At 68.1% G+C, this 13,726-nt stretch carries 12 protein-coding genes and 1 tRNA gene; 2 read left to right on the forward strand and 11 right to left on the reverse strand.

Features of this window, described 5'->3' with window-relative positions; all coding sequences use genetic code 11:
* The 5 genes from G6019_RS06025 to G6019_RS06045 all read right to left on the reverse strand — a co-directional run.
* On the reverse strand, positions 1-594 hold a 594-nt coding region (locus G6019_RS06025), incomplete at its 3' end, for a DUF1542 domain-containing protein (RefSeq protein WP_182627207.1).
* Between the two features lie 19 nt (positions 595-613).
* Positions 614-1,858 (reverse strand): CaiB/BaiF CoA transferase family protein, encoded by a 1,245-nt coding sequence (locus tag G6019_RS06030; RefSeq protein ID WP_182612910.1) that lies wholly within the window; start codon positions 1,856-1,858, stop codon positions 614-616.
* A gap of 105 nt (positions 1,859-1,963) precedes the next feature.
* Positions 1,964-3,175 carry an MFS transporter gene (locus G6019_RS06035; protein WP_182612911.1) on the reverse strand — a complete coding sequence of 404 codons (1,212 nt, stop codon included), beginning with the start codon at positions 3,173-3,175 and terminating at the stop codon, positions 1,964-1,966.
* A gap of 12 nt (positions 3,176-3,187) precedes the next feature.
* Positions 3,188-4,282, reverse strand: coding sequence for an acyl-CoA dehydrogenase family protein (locus G6019_RS06040; RefSeq protein ID WP_182612912.1), 1,095 nt, complete (start codon positions 4,280-4,282; stop codon positions 3,188-3,190).
* The gene (locus G6019_RS06045; protein WP_182612913.1) at positions 4,279-5,451 is read right to left on the reverse strand and encodes an acyl-CoA dehydrogenase family protein; all 1,173 of its coding nucleotides are present in this window, start codon (positions 5,449-5,451) and stop codon (positions 4,279-4,281) included. The genes G6019_RS06040 and G6019_RS06045 overlap by 4 nt, the downstream gene beginning before the upstream one ends.
* Positions 5,452-5,697: 246 nt before the next feature.
* Here G6019_RS06045 and G6019_RS06050 point away from each other — a divergent pair, with 246 nt between their 5' ends.
* Positions 5,698-6,396 carry an IclR family transcriptional regulator gene (locus G6019_RS06050; RefSeq protein WP_182612921.1) on the forward strand — a complete coding sequence of 233 codons (699 nt, stop codon included), beginning with the start codon at positions 5,698-5,700 and terminating at the stop codon, positions 6,394-6,396.
* 45 nt (positions 6,397-6,441) lie between these two features.
* Here the strand turns inward: G6019_RS06050 and G6019_RS06055 are convergent, their stop codons facing one another.
* The 6 genes from G6019_RS06055 to G6019_RS06080 form a co-directional block, all read right to left on the reverse strand.
* Positions 6,442-7,248, reverse strand: a complete 807-nt coding sequence (locus G6019_RS06055) for a crotonase/enoyl-CoA hydratase family protein (protein WP_182612914.1) — start codon at positions 7,246-7,248, stop codon at positions 6,442-6,444.
* Between the two features lie 74 nt (positions 7,249-7,322).
* Entirely contained in the window at positions 7,323-8,606 is a 1,284-nt protein-coding gene (locus G6019_RS06060; protein WP_182612915.1) for a TRAP transporter large permease, read from the reverse strand.
* Position 8,607: 1 nt separating this feature from the next.
* Positions 8,608-9,246, reverse strand: a complete 639-nt coding sequence (locus G6019_RS06065; protein ID WP_182612916.1) for a TRAP transporter small permease — start codon at positions 9,244-9,246, stop codon at positions 8,608-8,610.
* Positions 9,243-10,238 carry a TRAP transporter substrate-binding protein gene (locus tag G6019_RS06070; RefSeq protein WP_182612917.1) on the reverse strand — a complete coding sequence of 332 codons (996 nt, stop codon included), beginning with the start codon at positions 10,236-10,238 and terminating at the stop codon, positions 9,243-9,245. Before G6019_RS06070 ends, G6019_RS06065 begins: the two co-directional genes overlap by 4 nt.
* 462 nt (positions 10,239-10,700) lie before the next feature.
* Positions 10,701-10,773, reverse strand: a tRNA-Thr gene (locus G6019_RS06075).
* A gap of 110 nt (positions 10,774-10,883) precedes the next feature.
* Positions 10,884-12,095 (reverse strand): DNA polymerase III subunit delta', encoded by a 1,212-nt coding sequence (locus tag G6019_RS06080; RefSeq protein WP_182612918.1) that lies wholly within the window; start codon positions 12,093-12,095, stop codon positions 10,884-10,886.
* A 71-nt stretch (positions 12,096-12,166) separates the two neighbouring features.
* Between G6019_RS06080 and G6019_RS06085 the strand changes: the two genes are divergently transcribed.
* A partial coding sequence (locus G6019_RS06085) for an adenylate/guanylate cyclase domain-containing protein (RefSeq protein WP_182627209.1) occupies positions 12,167-13,726 on the forward strand: 1,560 nt, incomplete at its 3' end.

Consider the following 13,726-nt stretch of genomic DNA (forward strand, 5'->3'; position numbering starts at 1 on the left):
CATGTTGAACATCATCATCGAGCCCATCATCCACACGCCCGTCGCCAGCGCGGAGGCCCACCACGGCTCGGAATACCAGCCGGCCGGCACCGGCCGTCCGGCGACCACACCGCCGGGGTAGTAGTGCGGGGTCTTGTCGCTCGGCCCGGTCGCGGCGGTCATCGTGCGACCCTCGACCTCGACGGTCCGGTCCTCGGTCACCCGGCCGGCGCGTTCCTGACCGTCGGTCGTGGGCAGCTCCGGGCCGGGGTCCAGGCCCATCGCCGACCGGGCGGCACGCACGTAGTACAGCCCCTCGATCGCGGTGTCCTTGGCCAACCGCGCCTGGACCGGCGTGCGGGCGTTCTCGAGTTCGGTCACGGCCGCGGTGTAGCGCTCGGACGCATCGGCCATGGCCTGCTTCGAGGCCTCGTCGGTGCCGTCGAGGTTGAACACCTGACCACCGAGGCGCTCGACCCAGCGCGAGGCCTCGGCACGATGGTCCTCGAGATGGCGGTTGTCGTGCGCCTGGAGCTGCGTCTGACCGTTGTTCTGGCTACGGGAGACCACCGCGACGGCCACCGCGATCACTGCGGCGATGAGGAGGAATTCCACGGGTCGACCTTTCTCGGTACTACTGACCGAGCGTACCGAGATTGTGTCCCTCCGGGCAGCGGCCGCCGGGCTCGGTGGGCGCGGTCCGATCGACTCCCAGCTCCGCCAACACTGACTCCGTGTCCGCACCGTGGGGGCGGGGACCGAACCGCACGGATCCCGGTGTGTCGGACAGCTTGATCGGGATGCCGACGCTGCGGTATCCGTCGCGCTCGACGACCATCTCGCGGTGCAGCACCTGGGGCATGGACAGCGCCTCGCCCACGTGGTTCACAGCCCCGGAGGGAACTCCCACCGCACGGAGTCGATTCGTCAGGTCGTCTCGCCGGAGACCCGCGACGAGACCACCGAGGATCGCGCGCAGCTCCTCCGAGTGGCCCAGACGGTCCGGATTGGTGAGGAACCGGGGGTCGTCGACCAGCGCGGGCGCGTCCAACGCCTCCGCCAGCGCCCGGAACTGACGATCGTTGCCGGCCCCGATGAAAAAGGGACCGTCCGAGCAGGTGAAGGTCTCGTACGGACAGATGGTCGGGTGCGCCACACCGGTGCGCACCGGGGCCTCGCCCGTGGCGAACCACTTACCTGCGTGCGGGTGAAGGATCGAGACCGCGTTGTCGAGCAGGGCCAGATCGACCAGCTGGCCGCGCCCGGTCGTGGCCCGCACGTGTAGCGACATGAGGATGCCACTCATCGCGTTGAGACTGGTGACGATGTCCACCAGTGGGATCCCGATCCGCATTGCCGCACCGTCGGGCTCGCCGTTGATACTCATCAGCCCCGAGAGCCCCTGGAGGACCGCGTCGTACCCGGGTGCGCCGCCGAGCGGTCCGTCCACCCCGTAACCGGTGATGCGGCAGTGGACCAGACGCGGGAAGCGCTCGGCGAGCTCGTCGTCGCCGAATCCCCATTTCGCCAGGGTGCCGGCCTTGAAGTTCTCGATGAGCACGTCGGCGTCGTCGAGAAGCCTCGCGAGGACCGACTGCCCCTCGTCGCTGCGCAGATCGAGACTGATGTTCCGCTTGTTGCGGTTGAGCCCGTCGAAGTACGCGCTGTGGCCTTCGGGAACGAAGGGCGGGCCCCATTCGCGGATCTCGTCTCCGCCCGGCGCCTCTACCTTGATCACGTCGGCGCCGTGGTCAGCCAGGATCTGTCCACAGAACGGCCCGGCGAGGACCCGCGACAGATCCACGACGCGGATGTCGGTGAGGGCACCGGTCCGGGGAGGGAGACCATCGTCGGCGTGATCGGGTGTGGAGGTGGTCATGGGGTGGTCAACTTCCTGTTGTCGGAGTGGGGTCGTGGGGCCGGTAGCGCCCCGGCTCGCGGTCGGGCGGTTCAGAAGGGTCAGTGGGGTCAGAAGGGTCAGTGGTCAGATGGGCCCGCGTGAGTGTCGCGGCCCCACAGTTCCGAGTTCGGCGACGGGACGCCGGGCGAGAGAGACGGAAGTCGAGACCGCCGAGGCAGCGGTAACCGCGCAGACGAGGAAGAACACGCTCCCCGGCCCGGCGACGCCCGCGACCGCACCCGCTCCGATGGGGAGGACCACCTGGGCCGCCCGATTACCGGTCAGCCGCAGGGAGAGCGCTGCGGATCGGTCGCCTTCCGGAGCCGCGGCGGTCACCCAGTTCATGGTGACCGGCTGGTTCAGGCCCCAGAAGAAGCCGATGATCGAGAGGGCGAGGCCGAGGATCACGACCTCGCCGGTCACCCCGAGGACGAGGGCGGCGGGCGCCGTGACCACCGGGGTGAGCCTGAGGATCGCCGTTTGTGTCCACCGTCGGAGGAACCACGGCATCGCCGCCCGAGAGATCATGGAGAACACGGATCTCAGTGCGACGAGGAGAGTCACGACCAGCGGACTCAAGCCGGTGGCCTCGCCGATGACGGGGAGGTAGGCGGTGATGATGTCGATCCCGGCGATCACGACCAGGGCAGCGTAGATCGCAGGGGTCATGCCGGGGCGCCGGAGCAGGGTCGCCATCGAGGCACCTCCGTTCCGCCGGTTGGATCCTCCCGCCCGGGTCGACCGTGGGAGGCTCGCCGCGAAGGGCAGAGCGAGCGCGATCGCCGCCGCCATGACCAGCAGTGGGATACCGGTCTCCACGGAGCCGCCCGTCCGCCCCGACTCGAGGAGCACGCCCATGACCGGCGTGCCGACCGACTGTCCGAGCGAGACCGCGAGGGCGAACATGGCGAATCCGTTGACGTGCCGAGACCTGACCGTGAGTTCCATGACGAAACCCTGCGCACCGATCATCGTCATGATCTGCCCCAGACCCAGAGCGGCGTTCACCGCCGCCAACACCGCGACGGACGGGGACACCGCCGCGCCCGTGACCGCAGCGGCCGATAGCGCGATGCCCACGAGGAACATTCCCCGGCTCCCCGAGCGGTCGACGAACCGCCCGAAGTGCAGAGCCAGGAACACCGGCAGGATCGAGAACGTCGCGGCGACCACGCCCACCATCGCAGCATCTCCGCCGAGGGCCAGGACGCGGTACGAGACCGCCACCCGCACGGCGTCGTATGCGCCGTTGATGAGTACTGCCGCGATGAACAGCCGGCCCAGTGGCGGGATCATGTGGCGGACCGGTCAGGATCCGGTGACGGATTCCAGCCACGCGGCCGCGACGCCTTCCACATCGGCACCCTCGACGACGAGGGGCCATGCTCCGTCCATACCGCCCTCGATCGCCGAACGGGTGAGCGCGGCCTCCCACAGGGACGCCGACCCGAACTCGCCGCGCCACTGCAACGCCGGCAGGGTCCGCCGGTGCAGGGTGTGCTCGTGGGTGGTCCCGATTGCTCCGTGGACCTGGTGGACGTTGCGCACCGCCACCGCCAACGCCTGGGAGACGACACTCCGCGCGACGGCCATGCGGAAGACGGAGCGGTCGCCGGTGAGCCCCTCAGTCACCGCATCGGTGAGCGCGGCGTCGACGGCCGCCCGGGCCAGGACGGTCTCCGCGGCGAGATCGACGACGAGGTTCTGGACCGACTGGAACTTCGCCAGTGCCCGACCGAACTGGTTGCGCTCGGTGGTGTGGGCGATGGCAAGATCGAGCATCCCCTCCATCGCGCCGATGCACTGGAGGGAACGCACCAGGGCACCCCGCATCACGTGGCCGAGGATCACCGTCTCGGCCACGGAGGCCCACCGCGCCTCACCCCCCGCCGTGACGTCACCGGTCGGAATGGCGGAGATCGCCTCCACCGCCTTCACGGTCAGATCCGCGGTCTCGATGTCGGCCGCCTCCCAACCCCCGTCGCCCGTGCGCCGAACGCACACGATGGTGTCGGTGGCCCCGGCCCAGGGGACTGAGCGAGCCGTCCCGTCCGCAGCGAGGACCGCCACGGTCGCAGTGGAGTCGGACGAGTCGTCGATGCCCGCCGCACGGCGGAGTGGTCCCGCCAACAGGTCGGTTTCGGCGAAGGGCACCGCGACACCGGCCGCGGCGGCGGCACGTAGTACCGCAGCCGCTTCGACCCACCCGGCGCCGCTCCCGCCGGAGTCTTCGGGTGCGGTGAGCCGGGCGAGTCCGACCTCACGCAGCGTCCGCCACACCCGCTCGTGGTCCGGGTCGACATCCGGACCTGAGAACCCGGACAGGACCTCATCGATCATGGACTCGAGAACGGGGTCGACGCTGAGATCGACCCCCGACCCGGTCGCCTGGTGCTCGGTCATCGCATCCCCAGTCCCCGCGCGATCACGCCGCGCAGAATCTCGTTGGTACCGCCGCGCAGGGTGAACCCCGGGCGCTGGTGAAGGCCTGCCCGGAGCAGACCGTGAATCTCGGCTGAAGCGGGTGACCGAGTGCCATCACCGGCCACGAACTCGTCACCGATCCGCGTCGAGACGTGATCGACCAGGTCACCCTCCGTGGAGGTGCCGAGTAGCTTGACGAGTGCCGCTGTGGTGTCGGCTTTCTCTCCCCGCTGGAGCGCACCCGCGACGTTCTGACTCAGTGCGTGGAGCCCGGCCATGCGGGCGACGGTGCGGCCGAGGTCGGTTCGCTCGGGAAGACTGCCCTCGGAGATCGCGCCGATCTCCGCGGCCAGTAACCGGAACGAGGACAGGAAACGCTCTGGGCCGCTGCGTTCGAACGCCAACTCCGAGTTCACCTGGTCCCAGCCGTTACCGATGCTGCCGAACACCATCGAATCCGGTACAAACACCTCTTCCAGCACGACCTCGTTGAAGTGGTGATCACCGGAGAGGGAGAAGATGGGCCGGATGGTCACCCCGGGGCTGCGCAGGTCCACGATGAACTGGCTCAAGCCGTCATGCCGGTGAGAAGTGTCGAGGGGCTCGGTGCGGGCGAGGGCGAAGAAGGCCTCGGCGTGCTGCGCCCCTGAGGTCCACACCTTGGTCCCCGTGACCTGCCAGCCGCCGTCCACGCGGACCCCCTTGGTCCGCACGCTTGCCAGGTCCGATCCCGAATCGGGCTCGCTCATGCCGATACCGAAGCAGCATTCCCCGGCGGCAATTCGGGGGAGGTACTCCTGCTTCTGCTCCTCGGTTCCGTAGTGCAGCAGCGACGGGGCGATCTGACGATCGGCGACCCACTGCGCGGCGACGGGAGCTCCCACCGACAGGAGCTCCTCGGTGACCGCGAATCGCTCGAGATGGGTCCTGCCGCGACCGCCGTATTCGGTGGGGATGGTCATACCCACCCACCCTCGCTCGGCGAGGCGCCGCGTGAAGCCCTCGTCCCAGCGGGTGAGCCAGGTGTCGATCCACGGAGTCAGCCGCCCGGCCGAGATCTCCTCAGAGAGAAAGGTCCTGACCTCCGCGCGCACGCTGGTCATCGCCTCGGTGGCCGCAGTAGTGGGCGGGGCAAGAGTGGAACTCATGGGGCCTCCTCGGGCATCTGGTGATCCGTGTCACCACGCCACAGTCGCACATCCCCGATAATTACGCAATAGCGGATTACTATACGCACTTTCGTAGCACCATTCATGGCCGAGCGGCCGAGAGGACCCACCGCCTCCGGACGGTGGCGCTACCCTTACGCCATGACGGAACCCGATACCGACCACGAGGACCGACCGCGCGCGAGTCCGATGGTGGAGAAGGTCCCGGAGCGGCCCCGCCACCGGATGGTGGACCGGGTGGCCGCGATCATGGAGCTCATCGCACGCTCTCAGACCGGACTGACTCTCACCGGCGTCGCCAAAGCCCTCGACGCGCCCGTGAGCTCCACGCAGGGTCTGCTGAACGGACTCGTCGCGGTGGGCTATCTGGATGAACGTGACCGCGTCTACACGCTGGGCACGGCCCCCTATCTCCTCAACGTGATCGCCGGCCGACCTCCCGTGACCAACGTCAGCCGGGCTCAGCTCGAGGCGCTCCACGCCGAGACCGGTCTCACCACAGCCTTGTCGACCGATGTCGGCGACGACCTCTTCTACGTCGACCACGTGTCCTCGGACCCCCACTACGCCTACATCGCGGAGAACCGTCTCCGCCGTTCGCTGCTGCGCACCTCCGCAGGATGGCTCCTGCTCGCCGACCGCGAACGTCGCGATATTTGGGCCTACTTGAACACTCGGCCGGCGCATGAGGCCGAAATCGTCGAAAAGTTCTTGCGATCACTCGATGAGCTGCGGGAAACAGGAGTCTGTGTGGCCCCACGGGTTGCCCTCGATGGCGGTGACGGAGTGTCGGTGGCTCTCCGTGAACGGGGCCGCACCATCGCGACCGTCGGTGTCATTGGCCGTGCCGACGTGATCGCTGAACGCGGTGACGACCTCGTGGCAACCTGTATGCGCCACGCCCACGAGTGGGGTCTGCGCTGACGCGCGGGAGTGGCGACCACCCGGCCACCACTCCCCCGATCTATGTCATTGCCCCGCGTAGTCCCCGGCGCGCTTCTCGATAAACGCGCTGAGCGCTTCCCGGTGATCCCGGGTGTGGTGCGCGATGGACTGCATCGCCGCCGAGAGCTCAAGCAGCGACTCCAGGGACTGGTGCTGTGACTCGCGAAGCAACTTCTTGGCCATCCGAATTGAATGCGGCGGATTCTTGGCCACCCGGGCCGCGAGGGCGCGCGCCGCCTCGAGGAGCTGGTCCGGTTCGGCCACCTCGTTGACCATCCCCCACTCGAGGGCCTTTTCCGCTGATACCCGATCTCCAGTGAGTGCCATCTCGGCAGCGCGCATCGGGCCGATCGCCTTGGTGAGCAGCCAGGCTCCACCGTCCCCGGGGATGATGCCCAGCTGCACGAAACTCTCGGCGAAGAACGAACGGGTGGAGGCGACCCGGAGATCGCACATCATCGCCAGGTCGCAGCCGGCGCCGACCGCGGGTCCGTTGACGGCCGCCACGACGGGGACCTCGCAGTGATAGAGCGCGCGGGGGATGCGCTGGATGCCGCCGCGATACCCGTCACGGAGTTCGTACGGGCTACCACCGAACATGCCGCCCCGGTCAACCATGTCCTTGACGTTGCCACCGGCGGAGAACGCCTTTCCTGCACCGGTGAGCACAACGGCCCGGACGTCATGGTCGGCGTTGACACCTGCAACACGCGCGCAGAGCGCCTCGACGACCGACGGATCCGAGATCGGATTCCGGCTGTCGGGCAGGTTGAGGGTCCACGTTTCGACGTGGCCCTCACGCTCGACGAGGAGGGGTTCGGTTGAGGTCATCTCAGTCCAACTTTCTGTCGGTCGACCAGTTCGGCCGGAAGTGGTGGAGTCGCGTCACGTTCTACTCTCAAGCCCTACAGGGATTCCGGGACCCACAGGACGATCTGGGGGAACAGGAGGAAGATCACGGCGATCACGAGCATCGCGATCACATAGGGGAACGCCCCCCGGAACACCTCCTCGACCCGTTGAGACGCGGAACGGGCAACGACGAAGGCGTTGAGACCCATCGGCGGGGTGACCAGGCCGACCTCGGCGAGGAGCACCATGAAGATCCCGAACCAGATCGGGTCGTAACCGAGCGCGACGACCAAGGGGAGGACCACCGGGACCGTGAGCGCGATAATGGCGATCTGGTCCATGAAGAACCCGAGCACCACGTAGACGATGCCGATGACCATCATGATCGCGAGGGCGGGGACGGCGAGTTCGCCCACCCACGCGACCAGCGTGGGCGTCACGCGGGTCTCGGTGAGGAAGTGGCCGAAAACGTGCGCGCCGATGATGATCGCGAAGATCATCGCCGTCGACTTGGTGGTCTCCACCAGGGTGTGGCCGACAGCGACCAGGGTGAACCGCTTACGCGCGATCACCAGGATCAGCGCGGCCACGCTGCCCAGGGCCGCGGCCTCGGTGGGTGTCGCCACGCCCAGGAAGATGGACCCCACGACCGCGACGAACACGAACACAAGCGGAGCCGCGGTGATCAGTGCCCGTCCCTTCTCCCCCCAGGTCGACGGCTCGCCGCGGGGCACGGAGGCCGGATCGTGCAGCATCGTGATGTAGAGCGTCACCACGAGTCCGAGGGCGATGATGATGCCTGGCATGGCACCGGCAATGAGCTGGTCTCCGACGCTCACCTCGGCAGTGATCGCGTAGAACACCAGGATGATCGAGGGCGGGATCATCGCGGCCAACGTGCCGACCACGGCCACCAACCCACTGGCGGTCCTGGGGCTGTACCCCTGATCGATCATCTTGAGCGTGGAGGTCTGGGCGAGGGTGGCGGCCGCCGCGGTAGACGAGCCGGACACCGAGGCGAAGGCGGTGCCGGCGCCGATAGAGGCGACCGCCGTTCCCCCGCGGATGCGACCGACCAGCGCGCGTGCGGCGTCGAAGAGCGAATCGAGCAACCCAGACAGCATGAGCAGGTGCGCCATGAGAATGAACAGCGGGACCGCGGACAGCGAGTAGCTCATCACCGAGGTCGCGGGAACGGTCTGCATCACCCCGTCAACGACGTTGCCGCCGCCGAGGACGAACAGTCCGACCACGCCGGCACCGAGAATCGCGAACGAGACGGGGACGCGGACCAGGATCAGCAGGAGCAGTAGTGCGGTGATCGCCAACGCAGTCATGTCAGCCCTCTTCCTGGAGAACGCCCAGACCGGGCTCGTAGTCCGTGACGACCTTCGTCAACGGCGCGGTGAGCTCGCGGAACAGATCGATGACGACGACGACGAACCCGAGAACGGAGGCGACCGGGATGATCGACTTCCACCACCACGTGGGCCATGAGAGCTCGGCCATGCCCGGCGGGGGCATTTCGCTGGTGACGAACGAGAAGTGCGCCGCTCGGGCGCCCGAGTACGTGAGCAGGACCAGGCCGGTGAGGATGATGAGGTAGGTGAGGATCAGAAGGATCTTCCGGACGACCGGCGGGGTCCGCTCGAAGATCGTCACCACGGCCACGTGCGCACCGGCGCGGTACGCCGTGACGGTGCCGAAGAACGCGACGGCCATCATCAGGTACTGCTCGACAAACCCGACGTTCCACCCGAGCGGGGAGTCGAACACGGTCCTGGTGAATACCTCGAGAGCGGTGAGCCCGGCCATGACCACGATCGCCGCACCCGCGATGGTGGCGCACCCTGCGGAGATGCCGTTCTGGATCTTGTCGAGTCTCGGATGATCCTCGGTGATGTACCCGAAGACGGTCCGGAGTGCCGGGGTCGAACCCCGCCGGGGGACGATCACCTCGGGGACATGGCTGGTCATGAGCGCTCGCCCCCGTGCTTGGCCTCGGCGCGGTCGAGCGCGGCGTGGAAGTCCTCGAGCACCTGTGCGGCCGGTAGCCCGATGCTCTCCAGATCGTTGATCCACGCCTCACGGACGGGTATGGACAACGCGTCCCACTCGGGGCGTTGTGCGTCGGTGACCTCCACCATCTCCACACCTGCGTCGCGCATGTCCTGCTTCGACTCATCCACCGAGACGACGAGCTCCTCGCACACCGCCACCTGGGCGAGTTCGGATGCCTCGGTGAGCACGTCCTGCTGTTCCAAGGTCATCTGGTTCCACACCGTGTTGGACACCGAGTAGGTGACGGTGAAGGAGCCGAGCCTGGCACCGTCGGTCGAGTACGAGATCACTTCTTCGAGGCTGTACGGAGTGATGCTGATGGGACTCGCGAGGGTGCCTTCGACCGTGCCGCGGGAGATCGCCTCGTACATGTCGCCCAACGGCATGGAGACGCCGGCAGCGCCGGCCCGGTCCACGACGCGGTCTGCCGCGCCGCCGGTCGAGCGCATGATCTTGCCGTGCAGGGATTCCATAGAGTCGACGGGGAACGACCCGGACATCGCCTCGTAACCCGGGATATACGCGACCCACAGCGGTCGGACGTCCTGCGGCGCGAGTTCGGCCTCGAAGAGGGTGGAGCCCGGTTGCATGATCTCCAGCATGGCGTCCCCCCCGATGCACGGATCCTGGGTGAAACCGGGTAGGTCGCCGACATTCGACAGCGGCAGCTGCGTACCGACGTACGCCGGCGAAACTGCTGCGATCTGCGCGATTCCGGTCCGTAGTACGGCCGGCATGTCGCGCTGCTTTCCGAGCTGGCCCGACGCGTAGTACTCGATCTCCATCCCGGCGTCCGGCCCCTTCGCCTCCAGTGTCTCCATGAATATCGCGGTGCCGCTGCGCCCGATCGGATGGGTTGCGGAGAAGCTGTCCCCGATCCTCAGCGTCAGATGATCGTCGCCTGACACTGCCGAGCAACCCGTGACGAAGGCGAGTGACGCACTTAGGACACCGGCAAGGCACGTCCGAGAGAGGGGGCGGCGGCGGACCGTCTGCCGCCCACGGGGAGGGGCGCCGCACCACAGCGGACCACCCTTCCCGAGTCGAAGAAACTGAACCATGAGTTTCCTTACCTGGGGAACGAATTATGTATATACGTGCCGGACCAGGCCGACCCTACTGAGTGATGTGAGTCACTGTCAACGTTGGGAGCTGCAATCCGACTGTTCTGGCTCAAAGGCTTGCCGATCGCGCCCCATCGACCTGCAGCGACGGGTGATGGATAAAGAGCGAAACCGGGACCAGGGTCGTGCGGGCACCGAAGACTGCCGAAATCCACTTAGGGGAAGCGGGAGCGTTCGCATCGAAGGGCCATTAGCACAGAACGCCCCCGACCCAGCTTCCCGGGATCAGGGGCGTTCGTGGTTCTGAGCCGCGTGTCGGAATCGAACCGACGACCTTTTCATTACGAGTGAAATGCTCTACCGACTGAGCTAACGCGGCGAGCCCTTGTGGGGCGAGGCAACTATATATGACCGGCCCGCACGGTCGGAAAACGCCTGGCCCCCCGTGGTGGCCGCCCCGTCCGCAGCCGCGCGTCTCCCCCTGCCGCCTCAGCCCAACGCCTCCCGGATGGCCCCCACCATCGACGAGACCGCGAACTTCGGCTTGACGTTGACCTCGATGGCCGCGCGACACTCCTGGATGGCCTCGATGGCCCCCAGCACGGACGCCGGCGGATAGTGACCCCCGAGGCGCGCCGACTCCTCGGCCTTGTCCGGGTGCACCGGGGCGACGTCCGCGACGCCGAGTCCGGCCATGAGCGCGTCCCGGTAGAAGCCCGCGAGGTCGACCAAGGCGAGGTCGAGAGAGTCGCGGGTGGAGCGTGTCCGCCGCGACTTCTGCGCCTTCTCCAACTCCTTGACGGCCCCCGCGGCGCCCCGCCCCGCCGCGACGGCGCCCTTCCCGGTCCCGCCCACACCCATCGCGGTGCGCAGTTCCTCCACTTCACGCTCGTCGTTCGGGGTGTTCCGGGCCAGCGCCTCCTGCTCGGCCGCGCTGACCAACCGGTCCGCCAGCGGAAAGGCCCGGCCGGGGTTGTGCATGACCATGGGCAGTTCCAACACCACGTCGCGGCGTTCACGCGTGGCCTCGTCGGTGGCCAACCACCTCGCGCGGCCGATGTGACCGGAGGAGACGGCCGCCGCCCACCTCGCCCGTTCCGGATCGATCCCCCCATCGGCGAGGAGCGCGGCCTCGACGGCGGCCGCGTCGGGTTGACGCAGGGCGACGTTCCTCGAGCGGGACCGCAGTGTGACCATGATGTCCATCGGATCCGTCGTGGGCGAGCACAACAGGAAGACCGTGCGGCTCGGCGGCTCCTCCACCACCTTGAGCAGGGCGTTACCGGACTGCTCGGTGAGCCGGTCCGCCTCCTCCACCACGACGATCTGCCAGCGCCCGGTGCTGGGCCGGCTGGCGGCGCGGTGGATGGTCTCCTTGACGTCCTTGAGGAGGATGTTGACCCCCTGCGGCGCCAGGAGGTGGACATCCGCGTGGGTCCCCGCCAGGACGGTGTGACAGGACCGGCACTCCCCACAGCCCACGACCTCCGGGTGCTCGCACTGCAACGCGGCGGCGAAACACGTGGCGGCGACGCTCCGTCCACTGCCCGGCGGGCCGGTGAACAGCCACGCGTGGACCATTCGCGCGTCCGCCTCATCCCACCCCTGGCCGGGGACCCGCGCACGCGCGGCCGACGCCGCAGCGGTCAACTCCCCCACGACGTCGGCCTGACCGGCCAACCGATCGAACACCCCTGGCATGGCCCCACCATATCGCCGCAGTCCGTCACACCTCCGGGCCCGTGACGGGGGCTGGGACTACCCTTGGCCCAATGGAGCGATGGGTCAGGCTGTTCCGGTGGCTGTGGGCCACCCCCTGGCCCGTCTACGCCCTCACGATGGTGCAGGCCAACATCATCGGCGCGGTGTTCGTCTTCGCGTTCCTGCGCTTCGTCCTGCCGATGGACCGCTTCCTCGACCTGGAGCAGTTCCGGTTCCTCAACCAGTACCTGTTCATCGGTTACCTGGTGCTCGCCTTCATCGGCGGGGTCATCGCCTCGACGTTGCTCCTGCTCCCGGTCCTCCGGGTCGACCGCTCGGGTGAGGAGTTCGGCGGGGCGATCCGCAACCGGGCCCTGAAGCTCCCGTTCCACCAGGCGCTCATCTCCGGCACCATGTGGCTGCTCGGCACGGTCGTCTTCGTCGTCGCCAACGTGGGCCACTCCCCCCGACTCGCCCTGGTCGTGGGCGTGACGAGCATCCTCGGCGGGACCACCACCTGCCTCATCTCCTACCTCCAGGCCGAGCGGATCATGCGGCCGATCACCGTCCGCGCCCTCGCTCGGGGCGTCCCCGCCAACAGGCACGTCCCGGGGGTCCGTCGTCGCATCTTCCTGGGCTGGGCTCTCACCACCGTCATCCCCGTCGCCGGGATCCTGCTGATCCTCACCGGGCAGTGGGTCGGGTTGTTCGGCGACGACCCGGGACACATCCTCGTCGCCCTCGCGGTGATGGCCAGCGTCGCCGTGATCGCGGGCGCGATAGGCATGGGCCTGGTCTCGGACTCCATCGCGGATCCCGTCCGCGAGATGCAGGCGGGCGTCGGGCGGGTCAAGAAGGGCGATCTGGAGGCCCGCGTCACGATCTACGACAGTTCCGAAATCGGCCGACTGGGCCAGGGCTTCAACGAGATGGTGACCGGACTCCAGGAGCGCGAGGCGATCCAGGACCTCTTCGGTCGCTACGTCGGCGAGGAGGTCGCCCGCCACGCACTCGAACGCGGGACGGAGCTCGGGGGCCAGGAGAAGCAGGTCGCGGTGCTCTTCGTCGACCTCACCGGTTCGACGGAGTTCGCCGCCGCACACGAGCCGGCCGAGGTCGTCGCCGTGCTCAACGAGTTCTTCCGCATCGCGGTGGAGGCCGTCGACTCCAACGGCGGCTACATCAACAAGTTCCAGGGTGATGCACTCCTCGCCGTCTTCGGCGCGCCTCTGGAGGTCGAGAACGAGGCGGGGCGGGCGCTGCGGGCCGCCCGCGCCCTACAGAGCCAGCTCGCGGGTCTCTCCCCGCTGTCGGCGGGCATCGGGGTCTCCTACGGCACCGTGATCGCCGGCCACATCGGGCACGCCAAGCGCTTCGAGTACACCGTGATCGGCGACCCGGTCAACGAGGCCGCACGGTTGACCACCCTGGCCAAGTCGGAGCAGGGGCACGTGCTGGCGTCGGCGGCGGCGATCCGCAACGCGGACGCGCCCGAAGCCGCGAGGTGGGTGTTGGGCCGAAGCGTCGAGCTGCGGGGCCGCGGAATCATGACACAGCTGGCCAGACCACTGCGGCCGACCCTCGCGGACCGGTGGCAGTCGGGCAACGTCGCGCTGCGCCCCTCCGTCGAG

This window comes from Dietzia sp. DQ12-76, assembly GCF_014145045.1.
Taxonomy (GTDB): Bacteria; Actinomycetota; Actinomycetes; order Mycobacteriales; family Mycobacteriaceae; genus Dietzia.